The organism is Amycolatopsis sp. NPDC051071 (assembly GCF_040682875.1).
Lineage (GTDB): Bacteria > Actinomycetota > Actinomycetes > Mycobacteriales > Pseudonocardiaceae > Amycolatopsis.
The window spans coordinates 19,459-40,385 of sequence record NZ_JBFBBY010000050.1 but is presented as its reverse complement, the minus strand read 5'-3'; the positions used below and the strand labels follow the sequence as shown (position 1 = coordinate 40,385).

Here is a 20,927-nt window from a genome sequence, read left to right as displayed (position 1 = left end):
CCGAACAACAACGCCGAACAACAACACCGAACAACGAGCCGGCGGTGGTCATGGGCACGGAGGCCGGTAGTCGAGCCCCGGCAGGCGTTGTTCCCACTCGGCCGCCGTGATCCGAGGGTGGACGGCCGCGCAGATGCGTTCGGCGGCCCGTTCGGGGCCGGTTTCCCACAACCGCACGATGCCGTCCGCGACAGCGCCCGCGAGCGTATGCCCGTCGGGGGCGAACGCCACCGCGTAGACCCGGTCGCGGTCCTCGGTCAGACTGGCCGACTCGCGGACCGCCTCCGGATCGGAGACATCCCATAGTCGCACGGAACGGTCGTAGCTGCCGGTCGCGAACGTCGTCCCGTCACCGCTGAACGCCACCGAACTGACGTTGTCGGTATGGCCCGTGAGCAGTGCGGTCTCCCGCGGCGCGGCTGGGTTCGAGACGTCCCAGATCCGCGCGGTGCGGTCGGCGCCGCCGGTGGCGGCGAGTTTGCCGTCGGGGCTGTAGGCCACCGAGAACACCGTGTCGGTGTGTCCCTTCAGCACCGAAAGCTGCTTCGGCTCCTTCACCGCCGAGACTTCCCACAGCCGCGCGGTGTGGTCCCAGCCGCCGGTCAGCAGCGTCCGGCCGTCCGGGGCGAACGCGATCGAATGGACGTCGTCCTCGTGTCCGGTCAGTGTCGCGAGTTCCACCGGTCGGCGCACGTCGGCGACATCCCACAACTTCACCGTGTGGCCGGTGGCGGCGGTCGCGAGCGTGCGGCCGTCGGGGCTGAACGCGACCGCGTCGACCTCGTCCTCCGGCCGGTTGAAAACGCCGGTGTCGATCGGATTCCGCGGATCGGTGACGTCGATCAGCCGCATCGTATGATTCCAGGCGCCGACGGCGAGTGTCCGGCCGTCCGGGCTGAACGCGAGCCCGCAGACGCCGTCGCCGAAGCCGGGGATCTTGCTCAGCTCGCGCGGGTTCCCCCGGTCGCCGACGTCGGTCAGCCGGACCACGCCGTCCTGGCTGCCGGTGGCGAGCAGCTTCCCGCCGGGACTGAACACCGTCCGGCACGCCCCCTTCGCCGGTCCGCTGATCGCGGGCCCCGGCAGATCCCACAGCCGGGCGGTCTGATCGTCGCTCGCGGTGGCCAGCGTCCGGCCGTCGTGGGAGAACACCGCCCAGACGACCGCCGCGGTATGCCCCGTGAGCGCCGGTTTCTCCCGCGGGCTCTTCGGATCGGCGATGTCCCACAGCCGCGCCGCGCGGTCGAAACCGGTCGAGACCAGCGTCGTCCCGTCCGGGCTGAACGCCACGGACCGCACGATGGCCTTGTGCCCGGCCATCGTGCCCAGCGGTACCGGTGCCCTCGGGTCGGCGATGTTCCACAGCCGCGACGTCTGGTCAGCGCCCGCGGTGGCGAGCGTGCGGCCGTCCGGGCTGAACGCGGCCGCGTGGATGACGCCGGTGTGCCCGGTCACCACGCCGAGCGGCGCGGCCTTCGGCGGATCGGCGACGTCCCACAGCCGGACCGTCGCGTCGGTGCCGGTCGAGGCGAGCGTGCGGCCGTCGGGGCTGTACGCGAGCCCGTTGATGTTGCCGGTGTGCCCGGTGAGGGTGGCCTTGAGCACCGGGTTCGCCGGATCACCGACGTCGAAAAGGCGGACGGTGCCCGCGCCGTCGGCGGTGGCGAGTACGGCGGCCGCCGGGCTGAACGCGACCGCGTTGACCCGGCTCGGGTGGGTGATCACCACTCCCTCGCCGGGCCTGGCCGGATCGGCGACGTTCCACAGCCGGGCTGTCTTGTCCCAGCCCGCGGTCGCGACGGCACCGCCGTCGGAGCTGAACGCCACCGAGTTGACGTTGGCGTTGTGCCCGGTCAGCGTCGCCACCGCGATCGGATGATGGGTGTCCTTGACGTCCCAGAGCTTGGCCGTGAAGTCCCAGCTCCCGGTCACCAGCAGCCTGCCGTCACCACGCAGGGCGGCGGAGTTGACGCGGTTGTCGTGCCCGGAGACACGGGTCGAATACGGCGACTCGAACATGCCGAGCACACTGCTGCGGGTTTCCACGCTCGGATCGACGCGGTACGCGGCGAGCGCGAGCTGCGCGGCCAGCGCCGGATTCGTCGCCCTCATCTCGGTGGCCTGCCCGGCGACCTTCTGCGCGAGCGCGCTGTTGCGCTGGGCTGTCGCGGTCTGCTCGGCGCGGACGGCGTACACGGTGGCCGCCGTCGCGAGCACCAGCAGCACGGCCAGCAACGCGACCAGCTGACGCAGCCGCCGGGTCCGGCGGCGGGCGATGGCCTGCTCGTGGTTCTCGATGGCCACACTCGCGTCGAGGAACCGGCGTTCGCGCTGCGACAACGCGGTGTCGTGCTCGCTCGCCCATTCCGTGGCGATGGCCAGCCGCGCACCCCGGTAGAGCCAGCCGTCGTCGCGGCCGACCGATTCCCACGCGTCGGTCGCCTCGGTGACCTGACGGTGCACACGCAGACCCTCGCGGTCCGCGGCGAGCCACTCGCGCAAGCGCGGCCAGCCGCGGATCAGCGCCTCGTGCGCGATCTCGATGCCGTTGTCGTCGAGGGTGACCAGCCGCGAAGACGCCAGCCTGTCCAGTACGACAGCGACGTCCGGATCGTCGGCGTCCACCTCTTCGCGGGTGATGCGGCGTTTGGTGTCTTCGGTGCCTTCGCCGAGCGCGGTCATCCGCAGGAAGATCTGGTTCGCCAGCCGCTGCTGGCGCTCGCTCAGCGCGGTGAACGTGTGCTCGGAGGTCTGCGCGACCGACCGTTCGATCCCGCCGGTGGACTCGTAACCGCTGAGCGTGAGGGTGTTGCCGTGGCGGCGGCGCCAGGTCTCCAGCAGTGCGTGCGAGAGCAGCGGCAGCACACCGGCCTGCCCGGTCGCGTCGGCGACGAGCCGGGAGACGAGCGCGTTCTCGACCCGGTAGCCGGCGTCGATCGCCGGGCGCGAGATGGCCTGCCGCAGCTCCTCGGTGTTCATCGGGCCGACGAGGATCTGCGCGTCCTGCATGGCCTCGACCAGCTCGGGATGCCGTGCGCAATGCGTGTAGAAGTCGGTACGGATGCCGAGTACGACCCTGGTCCGGCTTTCCGGCTCGGTCGTCGCGGTGACCAGCGCGGACAGGAAGCCCGCCCGCTCATCCGCGTCCTGGCAAAGGGTGAAGACCTCTTCGAACTGGTCGACGACCAGCACGACGTCGCCCTCGCGGTCGGCGACCAGCTGACGGGCGGCAAGGCCGAGGTTGCGCGGATGCCCGGTGAATTCGGCGAGCAGCCCACCGGGTGCGAGACCGAGCGCGGCGCCGAACTGGACGGCGAGCTCCTGCAGCGGGCGCGAACCGGGGCTCATCAGGAGGGTGACGGACTCCTTGCCGACGGCGGGCAGCAGCCCGGCCCGGAGCAAGGACGACTTACCCGACCCGGAGGCGCCCAGAACCGCCAGAAAACGTTGTCCCGAAAGTCGCGTGACCAGTTTTTCGACAAGTCGTTCGCGGCCGAAGAATCGGCTCGCGTCATCCGATGCGAATGCGGTCAGGCCGATATAGGGCGCGGATTCCCCATTGGCGGAGACGACCGGCGAATCGCCGGCTCCGTGGCGCGTTCGCTCGGTTACGTCGTGCCACCGGGCTTCCCACTCCGCCTCCGGACCGCCGCAGGCCCGGACGTAGGCCAAAGCCACCGCCAAGCTGGGCATCTTCTTCCCGCCGGCGGCTTCGGAGAGGGTTCCCGCCGAGTAATGGGCACGTCTGCCCAGCTCCCGGTATGTCGGATTGCCCGCCTTCTCCCGCAATCGCCGGAGATCGGCGGCGAACTCCAGCAACGGATCGTCCCCGGGGTCCAGCGGTCGTTCCGGACGCGGCACCCTCAATCCTTTCTTTTCAGTGGTTTTCCCACAGCCGTATTCGGGGGCAACCGTACCTTGCAAACGGGCGGAGTTCGCCCGGTGCGGGCGTCGTGACGCCAATTAATTCCGATCGCTTGACAGGTGCCGGAGATCACGGGAAGGGATCGGGGGTTCGCCGCGTTGTACCGGTGCGTGACCTCTTTGCCTGACATCCCGCTGTCCGTGCTCGACCTCGCGCCCGTCGTGGCGGGGGGCGGTGTCGGTGACGCGCTGCGCAACACCCTCGACCTCGCCCGCCGGACCGAGGACCTCGGTTATCACCGTTACTGGCTCGCCGAGCACCACAACATGCCCGGTATCGCGAGTTCCGCGACCGCCGTGATGATCGGCCAGGTCGCGGCCGCCACCGAACGCATCCGGGTCGGCTCCGGCGGGGTCATGCTGCCGAACCACGCGCCATTGGTGGTCGCCGAGCAGTTCGGCACCCTGGAGGCGTTCCACCCCGGCCGGATCGACCTCGGCATCGGCCGTGCGCCCGGCACCGACCAGCGGACCGCGCTGGCACTGCGCGGACCCGGCGGTCTGACCGCCGAGAACTTCCCGCAGCAGTTCGCGGAACTGCTGGCCTACTTCGAGCATTCGGACCAGCGCGCGGTCAACGCCGTGACCGCCGAAGGCAACAAGCCGCCGGTATGGCTGCTCGGGTCGAGCGGCTTCAGCGCGCGGATGGCGGGCGAACTCGGCCTGCCGTTCTCCTTCGCGCACCACTTCAGCGCCGAAAACACCCTGCCCGCCGTGGCGCTCTACCGCGACGCGTTCAAACCGTCGGACGTCCTGAGCGAGCCGTACGTGATGCTCGGTGTGTCCGTGGTGGCCGCGGAGAGCGACGAGCGCGCCCGCTACCTGTCCGGGCCCAGCGGCCTGACGTTCCTCAGCCTGCGCAAGGGCCGCCCGATCCCGCTGCCGACGCCGGAGGAGGCCGCCGCCTACCCGTACACCGACATCGAGCGGGTGTTCGTCGAGGACCGGTTCACGAGCAGCATCATCGGTTCGCCGGAGACAGTCCACAAGGGACTGGAGACCCTGCTGGCCGACACCGGCGCGAACGAGCTGATGATCACGACCATGGTGCACGACCAGGCGGACCGGGTCCGCTCCTACGAACTGGTGGCGGACCTGGCTCGCTGACGGGTGGGAAGTACAGGAAGGCCCCCTTGCTCGCGCTAGGCGCGGTGAAGGGGGCCTTCCTGTACTTGGGTCCGGCCCCCGCACCCCCGAACACGAAAGAACCGACAAGATCCACGGGGTCCTTTGTCATAAAGGGACAAGAATCCACCGGTTACCAGGACGTGATGTCTTGATCACACCGAAGTTCTTGTCACCAAGCGGGCGCGTGATTAGCGTACCGACCAGTAGGAAACCGCACGGTAATACCCCGTTGACCCATTTCAACGATTCCGCTCCACCATTCGGAGCAAAGGAATTGCTCAACCTGGGGTTTATTCGCCGTGCCTGGAAAACTGGAGGGTCGGCGTGGGCGTCCGGACGAACGCACCCTCATTTCCCGGTGCGGGTGCACTCCGGGAGACCGGCAGGCTCTACTCACTCGGCCTCGATGTCGTCCGCCTGACTTTCCGGCGGCCGTTCCAGGCCCGCGAACTGATCCAGCAGTTCTGGTTCATCGCGAGTGTGTCGATCCTGCCGACGGCGCTGGTCGCGATCCCGTTCGGTGCGGTGATCGCACTGCACATCGGGTCGCTGACCGCGCAGATCGGCGCGCAATCCTTCACCGGCGCGGCGAGTGTGCTGGCGATCATCCAGCAGGCCAGCCCGATCGTGACGGCGCTGCTGATCGCGGGTGCCGGCGGGTCGGCGATGTGCGCGGACCTCGGGTCCCGCACGATCCGCGAGGAGATCGACGCGATGGAGGTGCTCGGGGTCTCCCCGATCCAGCGCCTGATCGTGCCGAGGGTGCTCGCCGCGATGGGCGTCTCCGCATTCCTCAATGGAATGGTCAGCGTGGTCGGCGTCCTCGGCGGTTACTTTTTCAACGTCATCATGCAGAACGGGACACCGGGTGCCTATCTCGCCAGTTTCTCCGCACTGGCACAACTGCCGGACCTCTGGATCAGTGAGATCAAGGCGGTCATCTTCGGTTTCGTCGCGGCGATCGTCGCGTCTTATCGCGGGCTCAATCCCAAAGGCGGCCCGAAAGGCGTCGGTGACGCGGTGAACCAATCCGTGGTGATCACGTTCCTCCTCCTGTTCCTGTTGAACCTGGTGCTGACGACGCTTTACCTGCAGCTCGTCCCGGCGAAGGGCAGCTGATGGCCACGACGACACCCACCCGCGCGACGCGGGCCCGCGAAGCCGTGGACCGCCGGTTCGGGTTCCTGGACACGCTCGGCGACCAGATCCTCTTCTTCCTCAAGGCACTCGCCTGGGTGCCACGCGCACTGCACCGCTATCTCCGCGAGATCACCCGCCTGCTGGCCGAGGTCAGCTTCGGCAGCGGCGCGCTCGCGGTCATCGGCGGCACGATCGGCGTGATGATCGGGATGACCGTGTTCACCGGCACGGTCGTCGGGCTCCAGGGCTACTCGGCGCTGAACCAGGTCGGCACGTCGGCCTTCGCCGGCTTCGTCTCCGCGTACTTCAATACGCGGGAGATCGCGCCGCTCGTCGCGGGCCTGGCGCTTTCGGCCACCGTCGGCTGCGGGTTCACCGCGCAGCTCGGCGCGATGCGGATCTCCGAGGAGATCGACGCGCTGGAAGTGATGGGCATCCCGAGCGTCCCGTACCTGGTGACCACCCGGATCATCGCGGGCTTCCTCGCGGTCATCCCGTTGTACGCCATCGGCCTGCTGACCTCGTATCTCGCCTCGCGTCAGATCACCGTCTGGTTTTACGGCCAGTCCGCGGGCACCTACGACCACTATTTCCTGCTGTTCCTGCCACCCGGCGACGTCCTCTGGTCGTTCGGCAAGGTGCTGGTGTTCAGTGTCGTGATCGTGCTCGCCCATTGCTACTACGGCTTCCGCGCGAGTGGCGGCCCCGCCGGGGTCGGCGTGGCGGTCGGCCGTGGTGTGCGGACCGCGATCGTGGCGGTCAGCGTGCTCGACTTCTTCCTCAGCCTCGCGATCTGGGGCGCGACCACGACGGTGCAGGTGGCCGGATGAGCCGGCGCGGGATGAGCAAGGCCGGGGTCCGGACAGCCGGGGTGTTGTTCCTCGTGGTGATGTCCGCCCTCGTGCTGCTGTCGATCAAGATCTATCAGAAGGACTTCGTCACGTCGGTTCCGGTGACGCTGCAGGCGGACCGGGTCGGCAACCAGTTGCGTGTCGGCGGGCAGGTCAAGGCACGGGGTGTGCTGGTCGGCGAGATCCGCGACGTCCGCGCGACCCCGGCCGGTGCGGAGATCGACCTTGCCATGGAGCCGGGCAAGGTCTCGCAGCTGCCGAAGGACGTTTCCGCCCTGCTCGTCCCGAAGACCCTGTTCGGTGAGCGGTACGTGCAACTGTCCATTCCGGACAGGACGACCGCGCCACCCCTGGCCTCCGGCGACGTCATCAGCCAGGACCGGTCGGCCAACGCGATCGAACTGGAGCGTGTCTTCGACAACTTGTTGCCGCTGCTCAAGGCGGTGCAGCCGCAGAAGCTCGCCACCACGCTCACCACCGTCGCCACCGCGCTGGAGGGCCGGGGCGACCAGATCGGCGACACCCTGGCCACCGCCGCCGACTACCTTCAGAAGTTCAATCCGAACCTGCCGACGCTGAACGACAACATCCGTGACCTCGCCACGGTTTCGAAGCTGTACGGCGACATCGCGCCGGATCTCCTCGACGCGCTCAGTGCCTCGGCTGTCACCCTCGACACCATCCAGGAGAAGCAGGCCGAACTGGCGACGGTGTACCAGCAGGTGACGTCGTCCTCCCAGCAGGTCACGACGTTCCTTATCAACAATCGCGCCAACATCATCGCGCTCGCCGCCGACAGCCGCGCCCCGCTCGAAATCGGCGCGAAGTACTCGCCGAGTTTCGGCTGCACACTGGACGCGCTGGCCAAACTGAAGCCGCAGATGGACAAGGTGCTGGGCGCGGGGACCAAGGAGCCGGGCCTGCACGCGGAAATCACCATCACCCAGCCGCGCGGCAAGTACGTGCCGGGTAAGGACGATCCGGTGTACAACGCCACCGGTGAGCCGCGTTGCTACCCGACGAACGGCCTGATGAGCCAAGGGATCGCGGCGACCGGCAAGGACACCGGCGCGCTGCCGCTGCTGCCGGGCGCGGAAAACGACCTCGGCTTGGCGAACTCCCCGCAGGAACGGGAACTGATCTCCACCCTGGTGGCGCCGTCGATCGGCGTCCCGGCCGCACAGGTGCCCGCCTGGGGCAGCGTGCTGGTCGGCCCGCTCTACCGCGGCACGGAGGTGACCCTGCGATGAGGAACTTCGTGAGCCCGCTGATCAAGGGGCTGATCTTCGTCATCGTCACGACGCTGGCCACGGTGGTGCTGGCGGTGTCCATCACCAACACCGGCCTCGGCGACACCAAGACCTACAGCGCGAAATTCCTCGACGCGACGTCGCTGAACGTCGGCGACGACGTCCGGATCTCCGGCGTCCGGGTCGGCCAGATCGCGGAACTCGAAATCGCCGACCACAGCCTCGCCCGCGTCAAATTCACCCTCGACTCCGAGCGTAGGCTGCCCGCCGACGTGAACGCGGTGATCAAGTACCGCAACATGGTCGGCCAGCGCTACATCGCACTCGAACGCGGCAAGGGCACCACCGCGCTGCTGAAGCCGGGCGCCGAGATCCCGCTGGAGCGCACGACTCCCGCGCTCGACCTGACGGAACTGTTCAACGGCTTCAAACCGCTGTTCCAGGCGTTGTCACCCAAGGACGTCAACCAGCTTTCCGGCGAGATCGTCCAGGTGCTGCAGGGCGAGGGCGGCACGGTGGAAAGCCTGCTGGCCCACACGGGTTCGCTGACCACCACGCTCGCCGGCCGCGACAAGGTGATCGGCGAGGTGATCACGAATCTGGACACCGTGCTGAAGTCCATCAACGGCAAGGGTGACGCACTGTCCACTTTGGTCTCGACGCTGCGGGAGCTGGTCTCCGGCCTCGCCGGAGACCGCACCGAGATCGGCGAAGCCATCTCCGGGCTCGGCGAGCTCACCACCGCCACGGCCGGACTGCTCGAACAAGGCAGGCCGGCGCTCAAGGACAGCATCAACGGCCTCGACTCGCTCTCGGAGCAACTGACGACCGACTCCGGCAAGGCGAACGTCGAGCAGTTCCTCACCGTGCTGCCGAAGAAGCTGAACGAACTGGGCCGGATCGCCTCCTACGGATCGTGGATGAACTTCTACCTGTGCTCGGCCGTACTGCGCAGCGACCCCGCTCGGGGGGTGCCGGCGACGGCGGAGAGGTGCACGTCGTGAAGCCTTTCAAGGAACGGAACCCGATCGTCGTCGGAGTCGTCGGCAGCGCTGTCGCGGCCGGATTGCTGACCGCGACGCTCAATTACCAGAACCTCCCGATCATCGGATCCGGGACCATCTACCAGGCCGAATTCTCCGAAGCGGCCGGGTTGCAGGCCGACGACGAGGTCCGGATCGCCGGGATCAAGGTCGGCGAGGTGAGCGACGTCGAACTGGCCGAGGACCACGTGGTGGTCAGCTTCCGGGTCAAGGACGCGTGGGTCGGTGACAAGACCGCCGCCGAGATCAAGATCAAAACCCTGCTGGGCCGCAAGTTCCTCTCGCTGCGCCCGACCGGCGAGGAGGTGCAGAACCCGAAGCAGGTCATCCCCCGCACCCGGACCGTGACGCCCTACGACGTCACCGAGGCGTTCAACGGGCTGGCCGACACGGCGGGCGCGATCGACACCGATCAGCTCGCCGAGAGTTTCACCACGCTCAGCGACACGTTCAAGAACTCGCCGGAGCACATCCGCAAGGCGCTGGACGGGCTGTCGTCGCTGTCGAAGACGGTGTCCTCACGAGACACCGAACTCGCCAGCCTGCTCTCGAACGCCCACGGCCTCACGACCACGCTCGCGGACTCGAACGACGACTTCGCCAAGCTCCTGTCGGACGGCAACCTCCTGCTGACCGAATTGGACAACCGGCGGCAGGCGATCCACGACCTGCTCACCGGGTCGCAGGATCTCGCCACCCAGCTCTCGGGACTGGTGAAGGACAACAAGGACCAGCTCGGCCGCGCGCTCGGCCGGCTCGGAGAGGTGACCGACATCCTGCAGCGGCAGAACGACAATCTCGCCAAGAGCCTCGACCTCGCCGCACCGTATTTCCGGATGGTGAACAACACGGTCGGCAACGGGCGCTGGGTGGACAGCTACCTGTGCGGGCTCATCCCGGAGAACCGGGATCCCTGCACCCCGCCGATGCCGGGAGGTCGCCGGTGATCAACAGATTCGTCACCCTCGCCCTCGTGCTCGCACTGGTCGTCGTCGGCGGCCTCTGGTGGATCTTCTCCGGCAGCGGGCTCGACCGGGTCACCGTGTACTTCCCGCGTGCGGTCGGTGTCTACAGCGGATCGGACGTCCGGGTGCTCGGCGTCCGGGTCGGCCAGGTCGAATCGGTGACCCCGCAAGGGGAACAGGTCCAGGTCGTACTGACCGTCGACGGCTCGACGCCGATCGCGGCCGACACGAACGTCCTCGTCGTCGCGCCGAGCGTGGTCGCCGACCGGTACGTCCAGTTCACCAAGCTCACCCGCACCGGGAACCGGCTGGACAACGGCGCGGTGATCCCGATGGAACGCACCGGCACCCCGGTGGAACTCGACCAGCTCTACTCCAGCCTCGACACCCTCGCCAAGGCACTCGGGCCCAACGGCGCGAACGCCGACGGCGCGCTCTCGGATCTGCTGCGCACCGGCGCGAAGAACCTGCAGGGCAACGGCAAGCCGTTCAACGAGTCGGTGCGCAACTTCGCCGACCTCGCCAGGACCCTTTCCGGCAACTCGGAGGACCTGTTCGCCACCGTCGACGAGCTGCAGCGGTTCACCTCCATGCTGGCGACCAACGACCGGAACGTCAGCGAGGTCAACAAGCAGCTCGCTTCGGTGACCGGGACGCTGGCGCGGAACAAGGACGAACTCGCCCGCGCGCTCAACGGCCTCGGCGGCGCGCTCGCGGAGATCCAGAAGTTCATCCGCGACAACCGCGCGCTGATCAAGTCCAATGTGGACAAACTGGCGGTGACCACCGGGACACTGGTCGACAAGCGCGCCGCGCTGGCGGAGACACTCGACACGATCCCGCTGGCGGTGTCGAACGTGCTCGAAGCCGTGGACCCGAAGACCGGGAAACTGCAAGGACGCGGCATCCTGCTCGACTACGCCCCGCTCCCGCTGCCGGTCGCCGGCGACACCTACACCGGCCAAGGGGGACGCAGATGACCGCGAAACGGGTGATCGCCGTATTCGCCGCTTGCTGCGTCGCGCTCACCGGCTGCTCGGGCGACTTCAAGGGCGTCTACGACCTCCCGCTGCCCGGCGGCGCGGACATCGGCGACCATCCGTACCGGGTGACCGTGGAGTTCGCCGACGTACTCGACCTGGTCCCGCAGGCCGCGGTCAAGGTGGGTGACGTCCCGGTCGGGCGGGTCGAGACGATCCAGCTCGGCAAAGACGGCTGGACGGCGGAGACCGTCCTGGTCGTCAACGGCGATGTCCTCCTGCCCGCCAACGCCGTCGCCCGGCTGCGCCAGTCCAGCCTTCTCGGCGAGAAGTTCATCGAACTCGCCCCGAGCGCGGCGAAGGCCGAAGGCAGACTCGGCGACAAAGCGGTGATCCGGGTCGCGAGCACGAACCGCAACCCGGAGTTCGAGGAGGTCTTCGGCGCGCTTTCCCTGCTGCTCAACGGCGGCGGGATCGGGCAGTTGCAGACCATCAACCGCGAGCTGTCGAAGGTGATGGACGGCAACGAGGAGGAGATCCGCTCGTTCCTGTCCAGTGTGGAACAACTGGTGTCCAATCTGGACGCGCACCGGACGGAGATCACCTCCGCGCTCGACGGGCTCAACCGGCTGTCGACGACGCTGGCCAACCGGAAGACCCAGGTCGAGAGCGCGCTCACCGACCTCAGCCCCGGCCTCAAAAGCCTGTCGGATCAGCGCACGCAACTGGTCTCGATGCTGCAGGCGCTGGATCAGCTCTCCGGTGTCGGCGTCGACGTGATCAAGCGGAGCCGGGACGACCTGGTCGCCGACCTGACCGCACTCGCGCCGATCCTCAAACGGCTCGCCGACGCCGGCCAGAGCCTGCCCGAGTCGCTGGAGATCCTGCCGACGTTCCCGTTCACCGACGCCGTCCTCGGCGGGATCAAGGGCGACTACCTGAACGTCTACGCCTCGCTCATCCCCGCACCGGGCGTCGAACTCCCACCCAAGGGCGAAGGCACTCCGCCGGGGCTGCCCACGCTGCCGCTGCCGTCGCCAGGAGGTAGCTGATGCTCACCGCGCGCATCCGGATCCAGGTGATCGCGTTCGTCATCATCGCGTTGGCGACGACGGCGTTCGTCGGGGCCAACTACGCGGGGCTCGACCGGCTCTTCGGCGCGAGCGGGTACACCGTGAAACTCGCGCTGACCGACGGCGGCGGCCTGTTCACCAATGGCGAGGTGACCTATCGCGGCGTCGCCGTCGGCCGGGTCGGCGAACTGCGGCTGACCGGCGGCGGTATGGAGGCGGACCTGCTGATCGACGACGACGCGCCGCGAATCCCGGCGAACTCGCGGGCCGTCGTGGCGAACCGGTCCGCGGTCGGCGAGCAGTTCGTCGACCTGCAGCCACGGACCGGCGACGGTCCGTTCCTCGGCGAAGGTTCACTCATCCCGCGTGAGGCGACGAGCGTTCCGCTGCCGGTGCAGCATCTGCTGACCGACCTGGACTCGCTGACCGCGTCCGTGCCGACCGACGACCTGCGGACGGTGGTGGACGAACTCGACAACGCCCTGCGTGGTTCCGGCGCGAACCTGCAGGTGCTGCTCGACACCACCACCGACTTCACCAAACAGGCCGCGACGCATCTGCCGCAGACCGAGAAGCTGCTCACCGACGGCTCGACCGTGCTGCGGACCCAGGTCGACTCGTCGCAGGCGTGGCGCCAATTCAGCAGCAACACCAAGGCGTTCGCCGAGCAGCTGTCCAGTTCGGACGGTGACCTGCGGAAGCTGATCGCGACCGCGCCGGACGCGGCGACCCAGATCTCCGGGCTGCTGCGCGACAACCAGCCGGGCCTGCCGATCCTGCTGGCGAACCTGCTCACGACGTCCCACGTGTTCTCCACGCGTACCGACGGCCTGCGTCAGCTGCTGATCAACACCCCGAAGGCGGTGTCCGCGGTCGACGCGGCGATCGACGACGAATCCGGGAAGGTCGGGCTGGTACTGACGTTCTTCGACCCGATGCCGTGCACCAAGGGCTACGAGGGCACGACGATCCGCAGCAGCGCGGAACTCTCGGCACTGCCGTTCAACACCGGTGCCGCGTGCACGCTGGAAAAGGGTAATCCGAGCTCGGTCCGCGGTTCGCAGAACGCGCCAAAGGGCGGGGTGCCGCCCGCCGCCATCCCCGGCGGCTTCGGCGCCGACGGCCAGCCGACGTCCACCAGCCTCGAGGAGATGTTGTGGCTGCGCAACTGAAGATCGCGATCGCGGTGCTCGCCGCGGCCTGCGCGTTCGCGGGGTGGGCCGGATACAGCTGGTTCACCGCGACGAGTTCCCAGGCGGTGTCCTACGGGGACTCACGGGACGACGCGCTGCGCAACGGGCGCGAACTCGTCGCCCGGCTGACCAGCCTCGACCACCACCGGATCGACCAGGGCATCGCCGACTGGCTCGCCGCGTCGACCGGTCCACTGCACGATCAGCTGGGGAAGACCGACGACGCGACGAAGCAGACGCTCGCCAAGAACGCGACGGTGTCGACCGGCAAGGTGCTCGACGCGGCGATCAGCGAACTGGACGACCACGCGGGAACGGCCAAGATGCTGGCTTCGGTGGAGATCACCATGGCACGCGAAGGCGCCGCGTCGACGACGAAGCGCAACCGGTTCGCCGCCGGGCTGGCCAGGACCGCCGAAGGCTGGAAACTCAGCGCGCTCGACCAGCTTCCGGTGGGTGCGCGATGACCACCACGGCCGACACCGATGCCGAGACCCAGCCCTCGCCCGAACCCGGTCCCGAGACCGCGGCCGAAACCGTCACCGAAGAGACCTCCGACAGGCCGTCCCGGCGGCCGAAGCTGCCACTGATCCTGCTGGTCGCGGCGGCCGTACTGGTCGCGGCGGGAGCCTGGTTCACGCTGGAGGCGAGGTCGATCTCGTCGGCGCCGTCGGCGGCCAACACCGCGCTCACCGACGTCGGCGCGACGGCCGAGGTGAACGCGGCGGTGACGGTGGCGCTCAACAAGGTCTTCTCCTATTCCTATGACCGGACCGACGTCACGGAAAAGGCGGCTTCTTCGGTTTTGCGGGGTAAGGCACTGGAGTCCTACAACCAGTTGTTCGCCCAAGTCAGGGAAAAGGCTCCGGCGCAGAAACTCGTCCTCACGACCCGAGTCTCCTCGGCTGCCGTCCAAGAACTCACCAATGGCCGCGCGCGGCTGCTGGTATTCCTCGATCAAGCGGCGACACGAGCCGACAACAATTCTTCGACAGCGGCCGCCGCGCAGCTTTCGGTCACCGCCGAACGCGAAGGCGACAACTGGGTCATCACCGACCTCATCCCCCGATGACAAACCGGTCATTCCGCATTTAGTCCGCGGTACAAATCAGGAGAGAAAACGAGGAGAAACTTATGTTTGGTCGAACGCGCCCGAAAACCGCCCGCCGCCGTCTCGGCACGGTCGTCGCGCTCACCTCCGCGATCGCCGTGGCAGGCAGCCTCGCCGCCGCCACGCCCGCCTTCGCGGACGACCCGGTGGAGATCCCGGTGTCCTACACCGTCACCGGGAAGGCCGTGGTCAAGAAGACCGGCGGCGCCCTCGACCTCGGCCCCGGCCAGCTCAACGGCGCCCTCGTCATCGACGGTGACAACGTCGGGATCCGAGGCAACCTGTCCCTGCCGCCCTCGACGGCGAACATCTCGCTGGTCTCGGGCGTCTTCAAGATCAAGGCCCGGGTGCGGATCGAGCCGACCGGCCCGGTCACCGGCACGCTGGCCAACGGCGACCTGACCACCCGTTCTCAGGCGAACATGCTGATCGACAACATCGTGGTCGGCTTGTTCTGGCCGGTCATCCCGCTCCCGACGGTGCCGAACGCCTGCAAGACGGTCAAGCCGCTCGATCTGACCCTGATTTCGAAGAACGTGGACCTGTTCGCCGAGACGATCCCGTCGTCGGGAGTGTTCACCATCCCCGACTTCAAGGACTGCTTCATCAACGACCTCGCGCTGGGCGCGTTGATCTCGGGTCCGGGCAACACGATCAACCTGAACATGAAGTCGAACCTGTAGTAGTACGTCCAGCGCCGTGAAGGCCTCCTTGCCCAACTCTCATGGTGGGGAAGGAGGCCTCCACGGCACTGTCAGCAGAACTGCGGCGCGGTCGGGTCCACCAACGCGACCCCAGTGCTTTCACCTGCGGAAACAGCGTAGACCGGAGCGCAGACACCGGAGAACTTCCAGAAATCCGTCGGCGGATCCGACGTGGCGTCCCGGCTCTCCATCTTCACGTTGCTGCCCCAGGCGAAGACGCTGCCATCGGACTTCAGCGCGACGTTGTGGTTGAACCCGGCGTCGATGGCGACGACGCCGGACCGCGCTTCCAGCGGAACCGTTGCCTGGCCGGAGGTGTTGTCGCCCCAGGCGATGACGCCGCCGTTCTTCAACGCGATGCTGTGCCGGAGCCCGGCCGAAACAGCGCTGACCCCGGACGTCGCCGCCGCAGGTACCGTGATCTGGCCTTTTCCGTTGCTTCCCCAGCCGATCACCCCGCCGTTCTTCAGCGCCAGCCCGTGATCGCCACCGGCGGAGATCGCCGTGACGCCCGAGGAAACCGTAGCGGGGACCACGGTTCGCGAACCCCAGCTCAGCACGCCGCCGTTCTTGAGCGCCAGATTGAAGTAAGCGCTGGTAGAGATCGCGGTGACCCCGGAGGTGGCGGCGGCCGGCACGACGTTCTGGCCGTAGAACCCGTTGCCCCAGGCGATGACGCCGCCGTTCTTGAGCGCCAGCTCGTGTGCCCAGCCCGCGGCGATCGCCGACACCCCGGAACTGGCCGCGACCGGGACATCGGTCTGCTGGTAGCTGTTGTTGCCCCAGGCGATCACACCGCCGTCCTTGAGGGCGAGATGGGTGAGCGCACCCGCGGACACCGCGCTTGCGCCGAGCGCCGACGCGGGCACAGAGCCCTGCCCCTGCGCGTAATCATTGCTCCCCCATGGCCGCGGTTCACCGGTGGGCGCGGCGTGGGCGATGCCGGAAAGGGAAACCGTGGCGATCATTACGGCTATCGCACTACTCGTCACGCGCCGTGTCACGGATCGTCGATTGTCTGAAGGCATGCGCGAAATGTTAACCCGGTTCCACCGATCGGCCCCGTCTTTGTCATCCTTGGACAAACTTCATAATCGCATTCAGCGGCCAATGACAAGAAAGAACGGGCTCCTCACCCACTCTGAAACATGTCGACATGAATCCTTGTTACGTACATAACTCGCGGGTAACCTCGGTTTACCCCACCACCGAGATAGCCGCTCAAGTCGAGCATATTTGATCAGAAGAATTCGCCGAAAGGCGCATGGGGAAAGCTGCCCGAGACGTAAACTGGATCAAAGGAGATGACAGGTATGTCCCGTAGACTTGGCAAGTTGTCAGCAGGCGTCGCCACCACCGCCGTCGTGCTCGGCGCGGTCGCCGTGCTCACCGCCGGCACGGCCGCGGCCGCCACCAACTACGCCACCGGCACCGTCGCGTACATGTGCAACTTCCCGGGCATCGGCCAGCAGCAGCTGGACGTGAAGGCGAACTTCACCGGACCGAGCTCGGTCGCTTCGGGTGCCACCTTCACGCCGGCGTCCGTCGGCGGCTCCGCCACCATCAACGCCACCATCAACGCGCTGCTCAACGCCGCCAACTACGACGGCGTCCGCGGCAAGGCCAACATGCCGGTCACGGTCACCAATGCCACACCCGCGTCGGCGACAGTGGCGAACCTGAACGTCCCGACGCAGATCAACCCGTACGTGCCGGGACCGAGGACGTTCAACATCGTCCAGGACGCGGGCACCACCGTACCCACGTTCACCGCCGGCACGCCCGGCTCGGCGACCGCCTCTCTCGGCAACACGATCAACGCACCGCTGGACTTCCACAAGAAGGACGGCACCTGGACCGCCTGGAACTTCAACTGCACGGTGAAAATCACCAACCCGGCGCAGAACCGCGCGTTCAGCCCGGCGATCCCGATCACCTGATGAACCATCCGTGCGGGGCGGGGACGCCTGCCCCGCACGGTCTCCATCGCACGACACGAAAGGAACCCCCTATGGGACAGCAGGTTCGCCGGGCATTCGGGAGGTTTCCCGTTCTGGCGGGCGTCATCCTGCTCGCGGGGGTGAACGGCGCGCTGGCTTCGTCGGCGGCGACCGATCCGTCGGCTCCGCCCGCACCGCCGCTGCAGGGCGCCGATTCCGCGCACAAGAGCCTCGCGAACACCTGCGTCTTCCCGGATCCGGTCGGTGAGCGACTGGTCACAGTGGACACCAAGGCCACCCTGCCGAAGGTCGTCGCCACCGGAAAGCCCGTACAGCTCAAGGACTTCTCCCTCACGTTCACCATCCCCGCGGGCGCACTCGGCGACGTGGCCGAGATCGAAGGCGCCGCCTCCGTCGAGCTCACCGCCACCCGCGCGGACAAGAAGACCCCGGTCCCGGTGACTCTCTCGATCCCGGTGACCAAGGTGCCCGCCACCGGTGACCTGAGCCTGGTCGCGACGGGCAGGGTCCCCGACATCGTGATGACCGTCGAGGGTGAACTCCAGCTGTCGACGGGCGCGCCGTCCCTCGCACTGACCGTCCCGTCGGCCGAAACCCCGCTCAAGCCGATCACCTGCACCCAGGCACCTGGCCAGGACCCGACGCTCGGCAGCGTCGTGCTGCTGCCACTGAAAGGGGCCGAACCAGGGACCAGGAAGCCGGGCGAACAGAAACGGCAGGATGATGTCCTGGCGGCGGACGACCCGCCGGACCCGAACATCATCGTCATCCCGCTGCTCCCGTTCGAACTGATCAACACGGCCACGATCAGCAAGGTCGGCGCGGTCGCGCGGTTGAAGCCCGGGTTCATGTTCAACGCGATCTGGACCGTCTACCTCGACCGGACGACGAGCGAGATCAGCGGCACGGCGCTCCAGCCGCCGAGCAAGCTGAACCTGCTCGGCTTCGGCTTCTTGCCGATCAACGGGACGATGGATCTGCTGCCGACCGACTACCGCACCGGCAACACCCTCATCGACGCCGCCGGGACGGTGATCTCGGAACCCGACGGCAGTTCGACCGCGACAGTCAAGGTCCAAGGCTACGGCCGGTTGAGCAACTTCACCGTCAACGGCGTCGACCTCGACGTCGGGGACAACTGTGTGACAGCCGAGCCGCTCGAACTGAATCTGCGGGGAACGAAGTACGACACGGCATACGGCGGTGTCTTGCGGACCGACCCGAACTCGCCCGACCCGCTGTACCGGGGATTCACCCTGCCCAGGTTCGCCGGCTGCGGCGTGAAGGAGAATCTCGACTCCCTGCTGAGCGGGATGTCCTCCGGCCCTGGGAACCAGGTTTGCTTCGGTGTCAACCAGGTCGGTCTGCCCCGGGCTCCGGAACGTCAATGCCCCGACGCGGAGCCGCCCGCCGGACGTTGACCACGACGAGACCGCGCTTCGTTCATGAAGCGCAGGTCCTCGTCGTCTCCACTGTTCAGGGTGGCGCTCGCGGGTTGACAGGTGGCGTCGACCCTACCGGGAACGACCCGCCATGACGCGTCGGCACCTCCGCCCACGGAGACGAGGGCGGAGGTGAGACCGCGCAGATACCCACCCTGGATCTCCGGACTCTGCGACCGGATTGCCTGAATCAACGACGTGTCTTCGTACTGCCCGAGACGCAGGAACCGTTCGACGTCGTTGTCGGTACCGGCCAGCGCCGCGTTCGCACCCGTGACCAGTGCCGGATGGACCCGGCTCTGCTCCGCCCTGGTCCGCAGTTCGAACAACAGCCGCCGGTCGGCTTGGCCCTTCTTCCTGATCCAGCCGAGCCAGTCCGTCAAGTTCGCCGAATGGATGCCGGTGGTGAGATAAGAGACCAGCGGTGCGGGTTCGCCCGAGCGCAGGGCTCGTTCGGCGGCGGCGCGCACCTCCGTACCTTCCTTCGCGACCTGCCACAGATCCAGCACGAAGTTGACGTCCGGGTTCGACGAGTTGTCCCTCTGTCGGCTTCACCGCCACCACGGCCGCTGGCCGACACCCGGTTGGCGGCCACCGCGCTGGCCGCCAGTTCCGAAGAAGGGGATCTTGCGTTCAAAACCGCCGCCGACGCTCTGTCACTTGTCGGAAATCCGGCGGCGCGGACACTTTTGAGCCGTCTACTGGACGCGGTCGCCGCTCCGCTCAGCCTGGCGTCCACTGTGGACTACGCCGTGGCACCGGAAGCACTTCCGGGATCGCGGGTTCGGTAGCCGACCGTCCGGCGAGAGGTGCGACACCGGCCCGCAGCGCGAGTTCCATCTCGAACCGCGCCCCCGGATCACGCAGGTGCTCCCCGAAGGTCGCCTGCAGCTGCCGCATGCGGTACCGCACGGTTTGCGGGTGCACCTGGAGCCGTTCGGCGATGTCGACGACGTTGCCTTGGCTGTCGAGCCAGGCGCGCAGGGTTTCGAGCAGCCGTTCCTGCTGCTTGCCGGTCATCTCGGCGAGCGGGGCGAACAGGCGGTCGCGCAGCTGGCCGGTCAGTTCGGTGTCGGCGTTCACGAGCAGGGTCGCCAGATGGTCCTCGGCCCGGATCACCCGGCGGCACGGGACGATCCCGCGTTCGGAGAGGTGCAGGGCGTCGCGCGCCCAGCGGAGGGAGTCCGCGACGGAATCCAGCGGACGGCACGGGCCGATCGACAGCCGGTAGTCCGGCAGCGCGGCCTGCAGGGTGGCAAGGCGGGCGCCGGAGATCTCGCCGGGAATGACCAGTCGCGGCTCAGCACAGTCGAGTTCGGCAAGGACGTCCGAATCGACAACGTTGTGCCGCCGGGGTCTGACGGTGTCGTTGACCGGCCGCAGCACCACCGGGGTCGCGCGTTCGGGCACCGTCCAGCCGGTCAGTTGCGCGAGTTCCGCGATCGCCTTCGACGGCGCGGGCGGCGTTTCCAGCACCAGGTGCAGCAGTTTGCGGCGCCACGTGTCCAAGGCACCCGCCGTGCGTGCCTTCGCTTCGAGGTAGCCGTCCAGCGCGACGGACGCGAGTTCGTCCATGAACGCGAGCATGGCGTCGGCCAGCTGCGACATCACCGCGGATGAAAGCCCGCTGCGGCGGCCGACGCGCATGATGCGCCGCCACGAGACCCGGGCGCCGACCCGGTAGGCGGATTGCAGGGTGTCGAGGCTGCGGCCCTCCCGCATCTCGTTCTGCCCGAGCCGGTGATGGACCTCGTGCGACTGTTCCTTCGAGGCGGTGGGATCGGCGATCTGCGCGACGAACAGCGTGATCGCGTACTCGACACCCGCCCGGATCGACTTGCCGTAGGGCCCGTCGAGCGGGCGCGCGTACGCGGGAATTGTTGCCCGGATCTCGTCGACTATCTCGTTCGCGAGACTGCCGAGTTCGGGCCGCAGGATGTCGGCCAGCTTGCGCGGGAGCGCCGCGAGCGGCGCAGCGTGTTCGATTCCGCGCTCCAGCGACATCGCAGCTCCTTTGCTCCGCCCAGTGCAGGGCACCCCACGATCGTCGTGAGGTGACAACGAACACATCGCGAAGTCGCCCGAAAATGTGTCACGTTCCGCAGAAGAAACCGATTTCTTGTCACCGCCGTGACAAAATCACGGGTCCGCCTTGAATTTTG

The 20,927-nt window shown here is 67.7% G+C and carries 18 protein-coding genes; 14 read left to right on the top strand and 4 right to left on the bottom strand.

Going from position 1 to position 20,927, the window contains the following annotated elements:
* Positions 1-48: 48 nt before the first annotated feature.
* Entirely contained in the window at positions 49-3,840 is a 3,792-nt protein-coding gene (locus AB0M65_RS18270; RefSeq protein ID WP_364028650.1) for a helix-turn-helix domain-containing protein, read from the bottom strand.
* A 195-nt stretch (positions 3,841-4,035) separates the two neighbouring features.
* Between AB0M65_RS18270 and AB0M65_RS18265 the strand changes: the two genes are divergently transcribed.
* The 12 genes from AB0M65_RS18265 to AB0M65_RS18210 all read left to right on the top strand — a co-directional run bounded on the left by AB0M65_RS18265 (position 4,036) and on the right by AB0M65_RS18210 (position 15,341).
* Positions 4,036-5,031 carry an LLM class flavin-dependent oxidoreductase gene (locus AB0M65_RS18265; RefSeq protein ID WP_364028629.1) on the top strand — a complete coding sequence of 332 codons (996 nt, stop codon included), beginning with the start codon at positions 4,036-4,038 and terminating at the stop codon, positions 5,029-5,031.
* Between the two features lie 345 nt (positions 5,032-5,376).
* Positions 5,377-6,171: an ABC transporter permease gene (locus tag AB0M65_RS18260; protein WP_076155564.1), complete on the top strand. Its 795-nt coding sequence runs from the start codon at positions 5,377-5,379 to the stop codon at positions 6,169-6,171.
* Positions 6,171-7,022: an ABC transporter permease gene (locus AB0M65_RS18255; protein WP_364028626.1), complete on the top strand. Its 852-nt coding sequence runs from the start codon at positions 6,171-6,173 to the stop codon at positions 7,020-7,022. Before AB0M65_RS18260 ends, AB0M65_RS18255 begins: the two co-directional genes overlap by 1 nt.
* Positions 7,019-8,293, top strand: coding sequence for an MCE family protein (locus tag AB0M65_RS18250; protein ID WP_364028624.1), 1,275 nt, complete (start codon positions 7,019-7,021; stop codon positions 8,291-8,293). Before AB0M65_RS18255 ends, AB0M65_RS18250 begins: the two co-directional genes overlap by 4 nt.
* Positions 8,290-9,297: an MlaD family protein gene (locus AB0M65_RS18245; RefSeq protein WP_364028622.1), complete on the top strand. Its 1,008-nt coding sequence runs from the start codon at positions 8,290-8,292 to the stop codon at positions 9,295-9,297. Before AB0M65_RS18250 ends, AB0M65_RS18245 begins: the two co-directional genes overlap by 4 nt.
* On the top strand, positions 9,294-10,283 hold the full coding sequence (locus AB0M65_RS18240; RefSeq protein WP_364028620.1) for an MCE family protein: 990 nt from the start codon (positions 9,294-9,296) through the stop codon (positions 10,281-10,283). The genes AB0M65_RS18245 and AB0M65_RS18240 overlap by 4 nt, the downstream gene beginning before the upstream one ends.
* Positions 10,280-11,281 (top strand): MCE family protein, encoded by a 1,002-nt coding sequence (locus AB0M65_RS18235; protein WP_364028618.1) that lies wholly within the window; start codon positions 10,280-10,282, stop codon positions 11,279-11,281. Before AB0M65_RS18240 ends, AB0M65_RS18235 begins: the two co-directional genes overlap by 4 nt.
* Positions 11,278-12,333: an MCE family protein gene (locus AB0M65_RS18230; RefSeq protein WP_364028616.1), complete on the top strand. Its 1,056-nt coding sequence runs from the start codon at positions 11,278-11,280 to the stop codon at positions 12,331-12,333. Before AB0M65_RS18235 ends, AB0M65_RS18230 begins: the two co-directional genes overlap by 4 nt.
* Entirely contained in the window at positions 12,333-13,526 is a 1,194-nt protein-coding gene (locus AB0M65_RS18225) for an MlaD family protein (protein WP_364028614.1), read from the top strand. The genes AB0M65_RS18230 and AB0M65_RS18225 overlap by 1 nt, the downstream gene beginning before the upstream one ends.
* A complete protein-coding gene (locus AB0M65_RS18220) occupies positions 13,511-14,014 on the top strand; it encodes a hypothetical protein (RefSeq protein WP_364028612.1) in 504 nt (167 codons plus the stop codon). Before AB0M65_RS18225 ends, AB0M65_RS18220 begins: the two co-directional genes overlap by 16 nt.
* Entirely contained in the window at positions 14,011-14,619 is a 609-nt protein-coding gene (locus AB0M65_RS18215; protein WP_364028610.1) for a hypothetical protein, read from the top strand. Before AB0M65_RS18220 ends, AB0M65_RS18215 begins: the two co-directional genes overlap by 4 nt.
* Positions 14,620-14,681: 62 nt before the next feature.
* Complete coding sequence (locus AB0M65_RS18210; RefSeq protein ID WP_364028608.1) at positions 14,682-15,341, top strand: hypothetical protein; 660 nt, start codon at positions 14,682-14,684, stop codon at positions 15,339-15,341.
* Positions 15,342-15,412: 71 nt separating this feature from the next.
* Here the strand turns inward: AB0M65_RS18210 and AB0M65_RS18205 are convergent, their stop codons facing one another.
* Positions 15,413-16,330, bottom strand: a complete 918-nt coding sequence (locus AB0M65_RS18205; protein WP_364028606.1) for a hypothetical protein — start codon at positions 16,328-16,330, stop codon at positions 15,413-15,415.
* A 345-nt stretch (positions 16,331-16,675) separates the two neighbouring features.
* Here AB0M65_RS18205 and AB0M65_RS18200 point away from each other — a divergent pair, with 345 nt between their 5' ends.
* Both AB0M65_RS18200 and AB0M65_RS18195 read left to right on the top strand, forming a co-directional pair.
* Positions 16,676-17,302 (top strand): DUF6801 domain-containing protein, encoded by a 627-nt coding sequence (locus AB0M65_RS18200; RefSeq protein WP_364028604.1) that lies wholly within the window; start codon positions 16,676-16,678, stop codon positions 17,300-17,302.
* Between the two features lie 71 nt (positions 17,303-17,373).
* Positions 17,374-18,744, top strand: a complete 1,371-nt coding sequence (locus AB0M65_RS18195) for a DUF6801 domain-containing protein (RefSeq protein WP_364028602.1) — start codon at positions 17,374-17,376, stop codon at positions 18,742-18,744.
* On the opposite strand, the gene AB0M65_RS18190 is transcribed toward AB0M65_RS18195, so the two are convergent.
* Positions 18,708-19,274 (bottom strand): ALF repeat-containing protein, encoded by a 567-nt coding sequence (locus AB0M65_RS18190; RefSeq protein ID WP_364028600.1) that lies wholly within the window; start codon positions 19,272-19,274, stop codon positions 18,708-18,710. The two genes, AB0M65_RS18195 and AB0M65_RS18190, sit on opposite strands and share 37 nt — an antisense overlap.
* Before the next feature lie 214 nt (positions 19,275-19,488).
* Positions 19,489-20,769, bottom strand: coding sequence for a helix-turn-helix domain-containing protein (locus AB0M65_RS18185; RefSeq protein WP_364028598.1), 1,281 nt, complete (start codon positions 20,767-20,769; stop codon positions 19,489-19,491).
* Positions 20,770-20,927 lie beyond the last annotated feature (158 nt).